The organism is Rothia sp. HMSC068E02 (assembly GCF_001813565.1).
In the GTDB taxonomy this organism is placed as follows: Bacteria; Actinomycetota; Actinomycetes; order Actinomycetales; family Micrococcaceae; genus Rothia.
Genome location: NZ_KV812887.1, coordinates 76,316 through 91,777, shown reverse-complemented (window position 1 = coordinate 91,777; position 15,462 = coordinate 76,316). Strand labels below are relative to the sequence as shown.

The 15,462-nt window shown below is 60.7% G+C and carries 11 protein-coding genes and 2 riboswitches; of the genes, 7 read left to right on the top strand and 4 right to left on the bottom strand.

The features are described from left to right. Positions 1-610 precede the first annotated feature (610 nt). Positions 611-1,192, top strand: coding sequence for a hypothetical protein (locus tag HMPREF2919_RS06820; protein ID WP_049358906.1), 582 nt, complete (start codon positions 611-613; stop codon positions 1,190-1,192). Positions 1,193-1,558: 366 nt separating this feature from the next. Here the strand turns inward: HMPREF2919_RS06820 and HMPREF2919_RS06815 are convergent, their stop codons facing one another. Together HMPREF2919_RS06815 and HMPREF2919_RS06810 are read right to left on the bottom strand one after the other, a co-directional pair. Then, a complete protein-coding gene (locus HMPREF2919_RS06815) occupies positions 1,559-2,962 on the bottom strand; it encodes an FAD-dependent oxidoreductase (protein WP_070666921.1) in 1,404 nt (467 codons plus the stop codon). Between the two features lie 312 nt (positions 2,963-3,274). After that, positions 3,275-3,640 (bottom strand): DUF2218 domain-containing protein, encoded by a 366-nt coding sequence (locus HMPREF2919_RS06810; RefSeq protein WP_070615506.1) that lies wholly within the window; start codon positions 3,638-3,640, stop codon positions 3,275-3,277. Between the two features lie 362 nt (positions 3,641-4,002). Between HMPREF2919_RS06810 and HMPREF2919_RS06805 the strand changes: the two genes are divergently transcribed. Together HMPREF2919_RS06805 and HMPREF2919_RS06800 are read left to right on the top strand one after the other, a co-directional pair. After that, positions 4,003-5,469 (top strand): NCS2 family permease, encoded by a 1,467-nt coding sequence (locus tag HMPREF2919_RS06805; RefSeq protein ID WP_070666919.1) that lies wholly within the window; start codon positions 4,003-4,005, stop codon positions 5,467-5,469. Between the two features lie 361 nt (positions 5,470-5,830). Then, positions 5,831-7,279, top strand: coding sequence for an NCS2 family permease (locus tag HMPREF2919_RS06800; RefSeq protein ID WP_049361864.1), 1,449 nt, complete (start codon positions 5,831-5,833; stop codon positions 7,277-7,279). Positions 7,280-7,421: 142 nt separating this feature from the next. Here HMPREF2919_RS06800 and HMPREF2919_RS06795 read toward each other — a convergent pair whose 3' ends face one another. Next, a complete protein-coding gene (locus tag HMPREF2919_RS06795) occupies positions 7,422-7,865 on the bottom strand; it encodes a YchJ family protein (RefSeq protein ID WP_070666917.1) in 444 nt (147 codons plus the stop codon). Between the two features lie 169 nt (positions 7,866-8,034). Next, positions 8,035-9,462 (bottom strand): LLM class flavin-dependent oxidoreductase, encoded by a 1,428-nt coding sequence (locus HMPREF2919_RS06790; RefSeq protein WP_070634277.1) that lies wholly within the window; start codon positions 9,460-9,462, stop codon positions 8,035-8,037. 114 nt (positions 9,463-9,576) lie between these two features. Then, positions 9,577-9,685, bottom strand: a riboswitch (SAM riboswitch). A gap of 175 nt (positions 9,686-9,860) precedes the next feature. Continuing rightward, positions 9,861-9,957: riboswitch (SAM riboswitch) on the top strand. 4 nt (positions 9,958-9,961) lie between these two features. Between HMPREF2919_RS06790 and HMPREF2919_RS06785 the strand changes: the two genes are divergently transcribed. From HMPREF2919_RS06785 to HMPREF2919_RS06770, 4 genes are all read left to right on the top strand, one after another. Beyond that, the gene (locus HMPREF2919_RS06785; RefSeq protein ID WP_049353440.1) at positions 9,962-10,798 is read left to right on the top strand and encodes an ABC transporter ATP-binding protein; all 837 of its coding nucleotides are present in this window, start codon (positions 9,962-9,964) and stop codon (positions 10,796-10,798) included. Between the two features lie 64 nt (positions 10,799-10,862). Then, positions 10,863-11,927 (top strand): aliphatic sulfonate ABC transporter substrate-binding protein, encoded by a 1,065-nt coding sequence (locus HMPREF2919_RS06780; RefSeq protein ID WP_070666915.1) that lies wholly within the window; start codon positions 10,863-10,865, stop codon positions 11,925-11,927. Further along, positions 11,927-12,769, top strand: a complete 843-nt coding sequence (locus HMPREF2919_RS06775; RefSeq protein ID WP_070666913.1) for an ABC transporter permease — start codon at positions 11,927-11,929, stop codon at positions 12,767-12,769. Before HMPREF2919_RS06780 ends, HMPREF2919_RS06775 begins: the two co-directional genes overlap by 1 nt. A 444-nt stretch (positions 12,770-13,213) precedes the next feature. Continuing rightward, positions 13,214-15,328, top strand: a complete 2,115-nt coding sequence (locus tag HMPREF2919_RS06770) for an AMP-binding protein (protein ID WP_070666911.1) — start codon at positions 13,214-13,216, stop codon at positions 15,326-15,328. Positions 15,329-15,462: the final 134 nt, after the last annotated feature.

The window sequence follows — 15,462 nt, the reverse complement described above, 5'->3', positions numbered from 1 at the left end:
TTTGTTTTGAAGATGCCGGCATCAGTCCCGCAAGAATTCCGAAAACCCACCTTCACATCTCTTATACACCCCTCTTATGCGCATCGCAGCGGCCAAAAAACTCCACAATATCTCCAAAAAATTTTCGACAACTTTCTACACGCTTATATAGGACATGCAGGCAAGACGCTACCCTGGGTGCAAATATCTGCAAGAGAGTGCACGGCAACACCTCTTTAGGGGGGTTCACCCCAGCCTCCCCGGAGCCCTCAAAAATGTGCCGCGCAAAGCAACTACAGGCCAGAATGCACATAGATGCAAATATTCACTCTTGGGAATACAATAAACCAGCTTGTCAGACGCTTATTTTTCTCTCAGTGCAGATATCTACGCAATTATGACGACGCAGAAATATAAAGATTTGATAAACCTCTAGCGATTGACAAGGAGAGATGAAAGCTGGCTGAAAATACCCCCTGAAATAGCTTGAAGCCCCCTCTTTGAGCACCGTACTATAGAGGGCGTGAGGTCACTTCCGGACCTTGCACGGGGCCACTTCCGGAGCCCCAGACGTAAAGTCACCGCACATTACAGCACCGATAAACCGCATAGAGATCCAAAGGGGGATCCAGTGTCCGCAACGATGAATCGCCGCATGGCATTCCGTGCACTCGGCGTAGGCACCGCAACCATCGCTCTCGGCTGTGTAGCTGCACCCGCAGCGCAGGCACAGCAGATGGCGCACCCGCAGAAGGCAATGACTGCCGACCAGCAGCTCAAGCTGATCCTGCGCCGCCTAGAGCAGGTACCTGCCCGTTTGAAGTATGCGAAGCCTGGATCCTCCAACCGCGTTAATAGCGGCATTGAGAGCGCACTGGGCAACCTGACCACCGTCCAGGGCACTGACGCAGGCCGTCAGATTGCAAGCGCTAAGGCCGCTGTTCGTAAGTCTGATGGACGCGCCCACGCAGCTCTCTCCCCCGTTGGTGTTATTGCCTGCGTTGTCAGTATTGCAAAGTTTGTCATTCAGCTGGGCATCGCCATTTACAAGCTTATTAAGGCACTCGTTAACGCCTTCAAGCAGTGGAAGACCTTCAAGAACATCGTGAAGGCCGTCATTTCTGGTGAAGCCCGCAAGAAGCTGGGTACTGAAACTGAAACCGTACTCAAGGCCATTTTGGGCATTGAAGACGTCCTCAAAAAGTGTGCATAGTCTACACACCGTACGGCTATGCGCTTGTTTAGAGAGCTAATCTTGGTGTTTCTTTAGCTTTCTAGACCCCGTTAAGGGATGCGCCGCACGTGGAGTCACTGCATGGGCTCGCTGCGCGTCCGGGTAGCCGGAGGGTATGTCCTCGAGTGTCTTCGGCGCCTACCCAGCCCACCCCGCATGACCTCATGGTGCGGGGTGGGTTTCTTTAACCGCTCTTTCGACGGCTCTTCCGGGCGAGCGCTTCTTGAGCTTCCTCCCCCGCTACTCCCCTACTTCTTATTACCTCCTTATATATAGACAAAAATCGACCCCGCACCGGTTCACGGTACGGGTCGATTTCTATACTCTACGTACTCAACGTAAGGATTACTCGCCGCGGGAGACGTTAATCATCTCGTCGCGGTCCACAACCTTCACACGGGCGCGAGGCTCACCGGCTGCATCCTTGGATGCGGCGCCCAGTGCCTTCTCGTGGTCGTCCAGACGGTGCCAGCCTTCCCAGGTGGTGTACTTGATGCCCTTGGAGTCCAGGTAGGCGCTGAATGCCTCTGCCTCCGGCTCGGGTGCGGTGTAGAGGTTCTCGCGGTCCTCGAGCAGGTGGGTGATGGTCTCGAGTGCATCAGACTTGGTGGAGCCGATCAGGCCGACGGGGCCGCGCTTAATCCAACCGGATGCGTACAGGCCGGGAACGACCTCGCCGTTCTCGTCCACGACGCGACCCTCAACGTTGGTGATGACGCCGCGCTTGTCGTCGTAACCGATTTCGGGCAGTTCGGAACCAAAGTAGCCGATCGCGCGGTAGACAGCCTGTACGGGGTAGTCCACGTACTCGCCGGTGCCGATGATACCGCCGTTGCCGTCGAGCTTGTTGCGTTCAATGCGCAGGCCCACGACCTTGCCGTCTTCGCCGAGGATCTCGTGCGGGGACTGCAGGAAGTGCAGGTGCAGGCGGCGGGATGCGGTCTGCTCATTGGTCTTCTGGTCTTCCAGCCAGCCGCGCAGGGTCTTCATCATGACCTTGGTCTGCGCGTTCTTCTCCATTGCTTCTTCGGAAGCAGCGTCGAACTGGAAGTCCTCTTCATACAGGACGATGTCCACGTCGCGGGAGTGTGCGAGTTCGCGCAGCTCGAGCGGGGTGAACTTCATCTGTGCGGGGCCGCGGCGACCGAAGACGTGCACGTCGGTCACGGGGGAAACCTTCAGGCCCTCGTAGACATTGTCGGGGATTTCAGTGACGAGCAGGTCGTCAGCGTGCTTGGAGAGGATGCGGGAGACGTCCAGGGCGACGTTGCCGTTACCGAGCACTGCAACCTGCTCAGCTTCGAGCGGCCAGGTGCGGGGGTAGTCGGGGTGGCCGTCGTACCAGGAGACGAAGTCTGCTGCGCCGTAGGAGCCGTCCAGGTCGATGCCCTTAATGTTCAGGGGTGCATCAAAAATCGCGCCGGTTGCGAAGATGATGGCGTCGTAGTGTTCGCGCAGGTCGGCGAGGGTCAGGTCCTTGCCGTATTCGACATTGCCGAAGAAACGGATGTCACCGCGGTCCAGGACCTTGTGCAGCGCGGTGATGATGCCCTTGATGCGGGGGTGATCCGGTGCCACACCGTAGCGGATCAGGCCGAAGGGGGCGGGGTAGCGGTCGAAGATGTCGATGGCGACCTCGACGGCGCCGGTGCGGACCTCTTCAGACTTGGTGAGGATGTCGGCGGTGTAAATACCGGCGGGACCTGCACCAATAACGGCGACGCGCAGGGGGCGTGCTGCTTCAGACACGAAAATCTTCCTTTCGAAGTTCACCGTCCGGCGCCCGGTGCGGCGCGAACAGGCGGTGAGCTTAGTGTTCACTTCTTGCCTATTTTACCGGGGATTGACGGGTGTTCGGTGGCTTATATGTCTTCGCCCACTAAATAGGATAATTTTCTGTCACCTAATCCGGGCGGGGTCACCTAATTCAGGAGGGGTCGCCTAATCCGGGCAGGGCGGCGCATCCGACCCCGGGCACCTCCGCACGCAGCGGGCATAGAACTGCCCCGCCCTCCGAGGTGCAGGAGGGCGGGGCAGGGTAACGAAGACTAGGGGTCGGTTTTAGGCGGCGGGTACCGCCTCAAAGGTGACGACCAGTTCCTCGCGTTCACCGAAGCGGACCAGGTGGCGGTCCAGCACATCCGCCAGACCAGCAGCCAACTCGTCGCTTTCGGCGCGTACCTCCATGATGAGTGCACCGTCGGCTTCGCGCAGGTCACCGTAGCCGCGGAAAATGCCGTCCCGGTTGAAGGTGAGGCGCAGCCCGTCAGGCAGTTCTGCAGTGCCGAGCTTGCGGCCCATGTGCGAGCCGAGCTGCTTGATGTATCGGGCGGGGCGGTCGGTTGCTACGACGGCGCGCTGGCGTACCGGCAGGGATTCCGCGGCGGGATAGTTCTCAGCGGTGTTTTCTTGGGGAGTTTCAGTCACGGTGGGCTCCTTCTCATCTATGCCGAATTCTCATCTATGCCGAAAAAGGCTCACCACACGGAACCTGGCATCCGGCGACGCATGTTTCACCTCGAATATAGCAGAAACTTAGGGTCTACTAACCTAACAAACTATCATTGTTCGCGCAGGGGCGAGAGATAGTTACCGCTATTACGCCTCCCACAAAAGATCTCTGAACGAAAGCTGGGAATTTCCTGGATTAACGCTTAGAGAAACTTTAACCGTAGAATATTTCGGTACAACAGTGTCACCTCCCCAACACACCGGGAAGTGGCACTTTTTTATGCGGGCTCGGAACCCCGAGTCACGCCCCGACTATGAGTATCTACGGATTTTCACGAATGTCTTCTGAGAACACCGCGGCTCCCCAGACCCCCAAGGCAGAAGCCAAGGGCGCACTGGACCGTTACTTCAAAATCACTGAGCGAGGCTCCACCATCGCCGCAGAATTCCGCGGCGGCCTCGCCACCTTCTTCGCGATGAGCTACATCGTCGTGCTGAACCCCCTCATCATCGGCCTCGGCAAGGACGCATCCGGCAACGCCCTCGGCGTACCGCAGGTCGCAGCAATGACCGCACTGGTCGCAGGCGTCATGACCATCCTCATGGGCGTCGTCGCCAAGCAGCCCTTCGCCATGGCGGCAGGCCTCGGCGTGAACGCACTGCTGGCAACCACCATCGCCTCCACCCCCGGACTGACCTGGCCCGCCATCATGGGCCTCGTCGTATGGGCTGGTGTGCTGATGACCATCCTCGTGCTGACCGGCTTCCGCACCGCAGTGTTCAACGCGGTCCCCGAATCGCTCAAGGTCGCAATCGTCGTCGGTATCGGCTTCTTCATCGCCTTCATCGGCCTCGTCAACGCAGGTATCATCCGCCGCATGCCCGACGCAGCAGGCACCACCGTGCCCGTCTCCTTCGGCGTGAGCGGTCACCTGCTCGGCTGGCCCACCCTGGTCTTCCTCTTCGGCCTGTTCCTCACCATTGCGCTGTTCATCCGCAACGTGAAGGGTGCAATCCTCTACGGCGTGCTCGCCTCCACCGCCCTCTCCATCATCCTGGAGAAGGTCGTGCCCTCCGGCAGCTCGCTTCAGTCCCCCACCGGCTGGTCTCTGAACGTCCCCGTCTGGGACTCCAACACCAGCAAGCTGCCCGACTTCTCCCTGTTCGGCTCCGCTGACCTGTTTGGCGCCTTCGGCACCCTCGGCGGCATGGCTGCAGTTCTGCTGATCTTCACCATCCTCATCTCCGCGTTCTTCGACGCAATGGGCACCTCCGTCGGTCTCGCAACCGAAGCAGGCACCATCAAGGACGGCCAGATTGAGAACGTCGACAAGGTCCTGCTCGTGGACGCCCTCGGCTCCGTAGCCGGCGGTGGCACCTCCTCCTCCGCAAGCCAGATCTTTGTGGAATCCGCAACCGGTATCGGCGCGGGCGCACGCACCGGCTTCGCGAACGTCGTCACCGGCGCACTGTTCCTCGTCGCGATCTTCCTGTCCCCCCTGGTCACCATCGTGCCCTTCGAAGCTGTTGCACCCGCAATGGTGTTCGTTGGCTTCCTGATGATCCGCCAGGCAGTGAACATCGACTGGAACGACTGGGGTCTGGGTATCCCCGCGTTCATGACCATCATCTTCATGCCGCTGGCATACTCCATCGCGGACGGTATCGGCGCAGGCTTCCTGTCCTACGTCTTCATCCGCCTGGTGCAGGGTCGCGGCAAGGAAGTTCACTGGCTCATGTACGTGGTTTCCGCAGTGTTCCTCATCTTCTTCGCTAACGGCCTGATTACCGGCTGGATGCACTAAATACATCAGGTGTCTCACCCTCCACACGTGGAGACGCGGGCACCATCAGGGCGGGGTATCGGCACCTTTGGGTTGCCGGTACCCCGCCCTGCGCTATTCTTCCCTCTACCCCAACTACCCAATTCTGGTTGCAGGGGTCGGGGAAACACCACATCACCGACTGAACCGCCGCACACAACGCGTTTCAACGGCACAAGCTAGGAGGCGGCGCCTACAATGGTTGAACCATCGTGGCGCCCAACCCGGGACTTACCCGCGAGCCTCGCCCGTGAAATTTACCCGCGAGCTTTAGCCGCGAAACCGGCGGCGGAAACCGGCGGCGCAACACAGTACACACCGAACAACATCAACGGATCCTCACATGTCTGAACCCCAGAAGGCGGCAGCGCCCACCAGCGCACTCGACCGCTACTTCAAGATTTCCGAACGCGGCTCCTCCATCGCCGCAGAATTCCGCGGCGGCCTCGCCGCGTTCTTCGCCATGAGCTACATCGTGGTGCTGAACCCCCTCGTCATCGGCCTCGGCAAGGACGCATCCGAACGCACCCTCGGTATCGCACCCGTCGCAGCTGTGACCGCGCTGGTTGCCGGCGTGATGACCATCCTCATGGGTGTTATCGCCAAGCAGCCCTTCGCCATGGCGGCTGGCCTGGGCGTGAACGCGCTGCTCGCCTCCACCATTGCCACCACCCCGAACCTGACCTGGGCAGACATCATGGGCCTGGTCGTTCTTGCCGGTCTAATCATGACCGTTCTGGTGCTCACCGGCTTCCGTACCGCGGTGTTTGAGGCGGTCCCTGAGTCGCTCAAGACCGCGATTGTGGTCGGTATCGGCTTCTTCATTTCCTTTATCGGTCTGGTCGACTCCGGCATTATCCGCCGCATGCCTGACGCAGCTGGCACCACCGTTCCGGTGAGCCTTGGCGCGGGCGGTCACCTGCTCGGTTGGCCCACCCTCGTCTTCCTCTTCGGCCTGTTCTTCACCATCGCCCTGTTCATCCGTAACGTGAAGGGCGCGATCCTGTGGGGCGTGCTCGCCTCCACCGCGCTGTCCCTGATTCTGGAGGCGGTTGTCCCCTCCGGTTCCGTGAAGGAATCGGCAACCGGCTGGTCCCTGAACGTGCCTTCCCTTGCGGACATGAAGTTCACCACCCCGAACTTCTCCCTCATCGGTTCCGCTGACCTGTTCGGCGCATTCACCCACATCGGTCCGCTGGCTGCTTCGCTGCTGGTGTTCACCATTCTGCTGTCCGTGTTCTTCGACGCGATGGGCGTTTCGGTGGGTCTTGCCGCCGAGGCTGGCACCATGAAGGACGGCAAGGTTGAGGACATCGACAAGGTCCTGCTCGTGGACGCTTTCGGTTCCGTTGTCGGTGGTGGAGCGTCCGGTTCGGCGAACCAGATTTTCGTGGAATCCGCTACCGGTATTGGTGCGGGTGCACGCACCGGCTTTGCGAACATTGTGACCGGTGTGCTGTTCCTGCTGGCGATTTTCATTTCGCCGCTGGTCACCATCGTTCCTTTCGAGGCGGTTGCTCCGGCGCTGGTCGTGGTCGGCTTCCTGATGATTCGCCAGGCCGTGAATATTGACTGGACCGATTGGGGTCTGGGTATTCCGGCGTTCTTGACCATTATTTTCATGCCGCTGTCGTACTCGATTGCGAACGGTATTGGTGCCGGCTTCGTGGCGTACACTTTCATTCGCCTGGTGCAGGGCCGCGGTAAGGACGTGCACTGGCTGATGTACCTGGTGTCCGCGGTGTTCGTGATCTACTTCGGTATGGGCATCATTAACGGCTGGACTAGCTAAGTCCGCTAGCCCCGATAGTTAGCCTCATTGAGAGGCGTCAACAAAGAATGGCAGAATCGTTCCGGTTTCGGAATGATTCTGCCATTTCTTTATCTGCCCACCCGCACTCAGCATGTACGAGAGGCAGGGAAAGTGACGAGACTTAGCGGACGTCTCCATCCACGTAGAACCAGGCGCCGCCCACCTTCTCAAAGCGCGACAGCTCATGCATACTGCCCTTCACCCGCTCCTCCGCAGGAACACCCGGCACCGAACGGTAATACGCAACGAACTCCACCGTACCGGACGCATCAAACGGGCCACCCGAAGCACCCAGAATATCCAGGCGATACCAGCAGATATTATCCTCCAACTCCAGCGTCGCCGGGCGAGTACTCGGATGCCAGCTCGCCAGCAAGTACGCCGCATCCCCTGTCGCAAACGCGGTAAAACGCGAGCGCATCAGCTGCTCCGGCGCGGGAGCAGTCAGCGTGCCGGAGGCGGCAAACTCGCCCAGGAACCTGCCGCAGCAGGCGCCGTACACCTCGCCGCTCGAGCAGGGGCAGCGGTCATCATGGTTAAGTTCAACCTGGTTCAGTTCAGTCATGCCACCCAGTATAAAGAACGTGCCACGTCAAGAAGGCATCGCATCAAGAAAGCACAGCGCAAAGAAACGCCCGCTCCGCCGGGGATACAAATCCTCCAGCAGAACGGGCGTTCTTGTTTTCAATCGTTAAGTTTGAGCGAACCTACACGGTGCGCTTCAGCGGCAACGCTTATTCAGCGATTGCGCGAGCCGGGGTGTCAGCAGCCGAAGGCTTGCCCACGTATGCGCCGCGGTACTTAGCAGCCGGGTGGCTGTCAGCAACCTTGGTGTGGCCCTTACCGAAGATGTTCTCACGCAGGGTGTTGCCCTCGTACTCGGTGCGGTAGCGGCCGCGCTTCTGCAGCTCGGGAACAACGTACTCGATGAAGTCCTCGAAGGAACCCGGGGAGACGTGGTACGCCAGGTTGATGCCGTCCAGGCCGCCCTCGTCGATCCAACGCTCCAGCTCGTCAGCAACCTGAACCGGGTCACCAACAATGACCTCGCCCATACCGCCGAGGGTGGTGTGCTCAGCGATGTCCTTGCGGGTCCACTTCTTGTCCTTCGCCTGCAGGGTGAAGGGGGTCAGGAAGGACTGAATCGACTCGGTCTGCACGTAGTTCAGGACCTCATCCTCGTCGAACTGGGACAGGTCAACACCGGACCATCCGCCGACAATAGCCTGTGCAGAGTCGAGGTTCACGTACTTCTTGTACTCCTCGTACTTTGCCTTTGCCTTCTCCTCGGTCTCATCCACGATGACGGAGAGCATTGCGAGGATCTTGACGTCGTCGCGGCTACGGCCCTGCTCCTCGGCAGCGGCACGGATACGGTCGGTCACAACGCGGGTCAGGTCGGGACGCAGGGCGCTGATGAACACAGCCTCAGCGTGCTTACCGGAGAACTGCTGGCCACGGCTGGATGCGCCAGCCTGGAAAATCACGGGGGTGCGCTGCGGGCTCGGCTCAGTCAGGGAGATGCCGGGTACGGAGAAGTACTTGCCCTTGTGACCAATCGGGTGGACCTTGGAGGGGTCAGCGTAGATGCCGCGCTCGCGGTCCTTGATGACTGCGCCGTCTTCCCAGGAGCCTTCCCACAGCTTGTAGCAGACGTCCAGGAACTCGTCGGCGATTTCGTAGCGCTCGTCGTGCGGAATCTGGGTGGGCAGGCCCTGGTTCTCAGCAGCCGAAGGCAGGTAAGAGGTCACAACGTTGAAGCCGACGCGGCCCTCGGTGAGGTGGTCGAGGGAGGCGTAGCGGCGAGCCAGAGTGTAGGGCTGCTCGAAAGTAGCGGCAGCAGTCACGCCGAAGCCGAGGTGCTCGGTCACTGCAGCCATTGCAGAAATCTGGGTTGCGGGATCGTTCACGGGAACCTGAGCGGCACCCTCAATGGCGGGAGCGGCAGAGTTCTTGTACACGTCGTAGATGCCGACCACGTCAGCGATGAACACGGCGTCAAACAGGCCGCGCTCAAGGGTCTTAGCCAGGTCAGTCCAGTACTTGATGGTGTTGTACTCGGTTGCGCGGGAGCGCGGGTGACGCCAGAGGTCGAAGCTCTGGTGACCAATGCAGGTCATTTCGAATGCGTTAACTACGATGCGCTTCTTCTGCTCAGCCATCGATTTTCCTTTCGCGAATGATCGGGGACGATCGGGTTAGTGCCCTGCACCCCGCGCGCCGCCTCCTTCTTGCCTTCTGCGTTCGGTGGTGGCCTTCGTGCAGGTGGCGCGTTCGCGCCGTACTTGCCTCGTAACGTTGAGGCCAGATCATCATCTGGGGCACCCCGCTACGGGAGAGGGTTGCCGCCCGGCTAGCCAGAGCTTAGCGCCGGGACTCATGATCTCGTGGTTTGAGTGTACGGGGCGCACGGGAGGGAGGTCACGTTTGTGACGAAAAAATCTTTTTGTGACGTGGAACCGAAATATTTCGTGATAAATGCGAAATATACGGTCATAGAAATTCATACGCGCCCGCCGGGTTGATTGAGGCACGCCACAGCCCATAGGGTGGGAGAAGCAAACCATCCAGAGCGACTGAGAGACCTGGCTCCACGACGTCGCAGCAACCGACACGGATTCTTCCGCCCCCGGTGCTAACGCCAGGAACGATGGAAGTGACATGACACTCAACAGTGCAGTAACTGACGTACCCACCAGTGAAAAGAACGGCCGCCGTGCCGTATCCACCGCCGCCGTCCCCTTGAGCTTTGAAGACGTCGGACAGTCTTTCCCCGTGCCCGGCGGAACCCACGAAGTTCTTCGCGGAGTCTCCTTCACCGCAGCCCCCGGCGAGATTATCTCCGTCATCGGATCCTCCGGATGCGGCAAATCCACCCTCCTGCGTGCAGCAGCAGGCCTGAACCGCATCACCGCAGGTACCGTGCGTATCGGCGAGAAGGCAGTGACCGGCCTCGACCCCCGCGTAGCTATCGGTTTCCAGGAACCGCGCCTGCTCCCCTGGCGCACCGTCGCCGACAACGTGGCGCTCGGACTGCCGCAGGGCACCAAAAAATCTGAAGGCGCAGCATCCGTAGCGAGCCTGCTCGACCTGGTCGGCCTGGGCGAATACGCAACCCACCGTCCCAAGGAAATTTCAGGCGGTATGGCTCAGCGCGTGTCCCTGGCACGAGCGCTCGCACGCAACCCCGGCGTGCTGCTGCTCGACGAGCCCTTCGGTGCTCTGGATGCGCTGACCCGCATCAACATGCAGGATTTGCTGTTGGACGTGCACCGTCAAGACCCGACCACGATTCTGCTGGTCACCCACGATGTGGAAGAGGCGCTGTACCTCTCTGACCGGGTGATTGTCCTCGGTAAGGACACCCCGGAGGCGCCCGCCACCATCCAGCGCATCGTGACCGTTGACCGTTCTCACCCGCGTGACCGCGCCGATGCAGAGATCACGGCGCTGCGTAGCGAACTGTTGGCTGAGCTCGGCGTGGAAGATAACGCCTAAAGCCGCCACGAAACGCATTTCTTACACATCACATCATCATCTTCAGAAGCGAAAAGATTTCATCATGACTTACTCCCCGTCTCGCCGTACCGCCCTCAAGTCCTTTGCCGCAGCCGCCGCTTTTGCTACTCTGCTCAGCGCCTGCGCTGGCGAAGGTTCCGGTTCCGCTAACGCCTCCGGTGCTGCCGGTGGTGGCGACCAGAACACCGTGACCATTGACTACGCGACTTACAACCCGCTGTCCCTGATTATCCGCAAGAAGGGTTGGCTTGAGACCGCCCTCGCCGCGGAGGGTAAGAAGGTTGAGTGGGTCAAGTCGGCTGGTTCGAACAAGGCGAATGAGGCGCTGCGTAGCGGCAATATTGATGTTGGCTCGACCGCCGGTTCGGCGGCGCTGCTGGCACGCGCGAACGGCTCCCCCATCAAGGTCATTAGCCTCTACTCGCAGCCGGAATGGTCGGCACTGGTGACCCGCAAGGATTCGGGCATCACCAAGGTTGCGGACCTGAAGGGTAAGACCGTTGCCGTGACCAAGGGTACCGACCCGTACTTCCTGCTGCTGCAGGCACTCAAGCAGGAGGGTATCTCTGCTTCGGACCTGACCATTCAGAACCTGCAGCACGCTGACGGCCGCACCGCCCTGGATAACGGTCAGGTCAACGCGTGGAGCGGCCTGGACCCGATCATGGCTGCCGCCGAGGTGGAAAGCGGCGACGTGCTCTTCTACCGCAACCTGAACTTCAACACCTACGGATTCCTGAACGCGACCGAGAAGTTCATTCAGTCCAACCCGACCGCCGCACAGACCATCGTGGACGTGTACGAGTACGCTCGCGCCTGGGCTAAGAAGAACCCCGAAGAGGCTGTGAAGATTGTCGAGGAGGAGTCCGGCATTAAGCACGAGACCGCCCAGGTCGTCATGGAGCGCACCCACCTGGATATCGACCCGGTTCCGGGCGCTAAGCAGGTTGAGGTTCTGAAGGGTGTCGGCCCGATCCTGGTGGAGTCCGGCGACGTTCCTTCCCAGTCCGACGTGGACAAGGCGCTGAACAGCATTGTGGACGACCAGTTCGCAAAGAAGGCTGACAGCGCAGCCGTCGAGAAGATCGCGAAGGTAGTTGAGAAGTAATGACCGCCGCAACGATTACCGCCGCCTCCAGCGCTCGCGCTGAGCGTGCCGAGAAGCGTGTCTCTTCCGTGAAGCTGCCGTCGAACCCGTTCGCCGGTAAGCAGTACCTGGGCCTGATTCTTCCCCTGGCGCTGATTGCCCTCTGGTATATTCTGAGCACGAACAGCGTGTTCACCCAGGTTCAGCTGCCCTCCCCCGACCGTGTGGTCAGCGCCGGTGTTGAGCTGGCGCAGCGCGGCGAGTTGGGCCGCCACGTGGCGATTTCTACTCAGCGTGTGCTGATTGGTTTCGGTATTGGTGCCGTGCTCGGCCTGGTGCTGGGTGCGCTGATTGGCTTGTCTGCGCCGGTGCGTCTGATTGCCGCACCGACCATTGGTGCGCTGCGTGCCGTGCCGTCCCTGGCGTGGGTTCCGCTGCTTCTGCTGTGGATCGGTATCGGTGAGAATTCCAAGGTGACCCTGGTTGCTATTGGTGCATTCTTCCCGGTGTACACCACGGTTTCTGCGGCTCTGGCGCACGTTGACCCCAAGCTTGTGGAGGCGGCACGCGCCTTCGGTCTGAAGGGTCTGCGCCTGTTCACCACGGTTCAGCTTCCCGCGGTTCTGCCGTCGGTCGTTTCGGGTCTGCGTCTGGCGCTGGCTCAGGCGTGGCTGTTCCTGGTCGCCGCTGAGCTGCTGGGTGCATCCATGGGCCTGGGTTACCTGCTGACCGACTCGCAGAACAACGGTCGCACCGACCGCCTGCTGCTGGCTATTGTGGCGCTGGCGGTGCTCGGTAAGATTACCGACGCCCTGGTGGGTGTTTTCGAGCGCTGGGTGAAGGCGAAGTACCCCAGCAACTAACGCCACCAGCAATTAGCACCACAGCTAAACGCAATGCTCAGCACGCGCTGAGTTTTAGGAGAGATGTCCGCCGCGTGGTTGCTCCTCTGAAGGTGAGCTAATCATCGCTACGCGCCGGAGAAAGAAGTCGGCGGGGAAACCTGTCGCCTACTGAATGATGATGATGAACCCCGCCCCGCGCCCCACAGCAGTGAGCGCGGGGCGGGGTCTTTAAATATTTCGGAATATTACGAACCGGTACTCACCATGCCGAATATGACGGTCCCCTTTGCTTCCTGGCCCGGAGCGCGCTTTACTAAGAAGGCAAACCATCCAGAGCGACCGAGAGACCTGGCTCCGTGACGTCGCAGCAACCCCCTCGCCAACGCACACACAGACCCCACGGTCACACAGACAGCGGCACGGCGAGCAAGGGTGCTAATGCCAGCAACCGATGGGAGAATAATGGGACTGCCCACCCCCTACTCGTTCACCGACCCGCTGAACCCCACCCCGAACCCCGCCCTCGAATCTGACGAGGCACGCGTCGCGTTCTGGGAGAAGCAGGCGCAGCGCCTCACCTGGGCTGAGCCCTGGCACACCGCGCACCGCTTCGAGAAGCCGAAGTCCCTCGGCTTCGATGAGGAAGGCATCGAACAGTTCACGATCCCCGAAATTAAGTGGTTCGAGGGCGGTAAGCTCAACGTCGCCTACAACTGCGTAGACCGCCACGTGGAGGCGGGCCGCGGCGACAAGGTCGCCCTCTACTTCGAGGGTGAGCCCGGCGACCGTGAGGCCATCACCTACTCCGAATTGCAGCGCCGCATCGCGAAAGCAGCAAACGGCCTGCTGTCCCTGGGCGTGCGCAAGGGTGACCGTGTGGTCATCTACCTGCCTGTCATCCCCGAAACCATTATTTTCACCCTCGCCTGCGCGCGTATTGGCGCGATCCACTCCCTCGTCTTCGGTGGCTTCTCCGCCGAGGCGCTGAAGTTCCGTGTGGAAGACACCGGCGCGAAGGTCCTCATCACCACCGACGGCCAGAACCGCCGCGGCAAGGTCGTTCCCGTGAAGGTCAACGCCGACGAGGCATGCTCCGGTGAGAACAACATTGAGCACGTTATCGTGGTGGACCGCACCAGCGCCTCCGACCCGGTAGCGCACGCCGCTGTGCCGTGGACTGAGGGCCGCGACGTCTGGTACCACGACCTGGTGGACGACCAGCCTGACACCCACGCCTACGAACTGCACGACGCAGAAGACCCGCTGTTCATTATTTACACCTCCGGCACCACCGGTAAACCCAAGGGCCTGGTGCACACCATGGCTGGATACCTGGTGCAGACCGCGTACACCCACGCGCTGCTCTACGATCTGCTGCCGGATTACGTGGACGAGAACGGTGTGCTGCGCCCGGACGAGCTGTCGGCGGTCAACGACCCGGAAAAGGTTGAGTCCACCGTTCACTGGTGCACCGCCGACCTGGCGTGGGTTACCGCGCACACCTACGAAATTTACGGCCCGCTGGTCAACGGTGTGTCCGAGGTGATTTACGAGGGCACCCCGAACACCCCGCACTACGGCCGCCACTTTGAGGTTATCGAACGCTACGGCGTGACCAACTACTACACCGCCCCGACCCTGATTCGTTCCCTCATGGGTGCGTTCCCGAACGGCCCGGAGCCCGGCAAGTACGATTTCTCGACCGTGCGCCTGCTCGGCTCGGTGGGTGAATCCATTAACCCGGAGGCGTGGCGCTGGCTGCGCGAGCACGTGGGCGGCGGCACCGCGGCGTTCATCGACACCTGGTGGCAGTCCGAGACCGGTTCGACCGTATGCTCCCCGCGCCCGCACGACCCGGCATTCGCACCCGAGGGCACCTACCCGGAGGGCACCCCGCACTGCACTCCCCTGCCCGGTTGCGCTACCCGCGCCGTTCCCGGCGTGTCCACCCGCGTGGTGGATGAGCACGGCGACCCGGTCGAACCCGGCAAGCAGGGCTTCATCGTGGTCGATAAGATTGGCCCCTCGATGGCTCGTACCGTGTGGCAGAACCCGCAGCGTTTCCTGGATTCCTATTGGCGTCACTACGGCGAGCGCGGCTGGTTCCTCGCTGGCGACGGCGCGAAGGAAGACGAAGAGGGTAACGTGTACATCCTCGGCCGTATTGATGACGTGATTAACATTTCGGGTCACCGCCTGTCCACGATTGAGATTGAGTCGGCTCTGGTGACTCACCCGGCTGTGGTTGAGGCTGGTGTCTGCCCCGTGGAGGATGAGCTGACCGGTCACCAGGCGGTCGCCTACGTGACGCTCACCGATGAGGGTAAGGACCTGACTGAGGATGAGCTGAAGGCGGCGCTGACCGCGCACGTGCGTGAGCACATTGGCCCGATTGCTAAGCCGAAGGACGTTGTGGCGGTTGCCGATATCCCGAAGACTCGTTCGGGTAAGATTACTCGCCGTCTGCTCGGTGAGCTGTACCAGGGCCGTTCTTTGGGCGATGTTTCTTCGCTGCAGAATGAGGAGGCGCTGGGCCACATTGCGCAGGTGCTGGTGGATACCGGCCGCGTGAGCTAGGCCCTCTAGGCTCTGTTGCTGAGCTGAACGCTACGCCGAGCTGAAAGCTACATAGAGTAAAGGTGCGGATACCGAATGCTGATTCGGTATCCGCACCTTTTGTTATGCCATTTTACTAAGCTGACAGGGCTCTT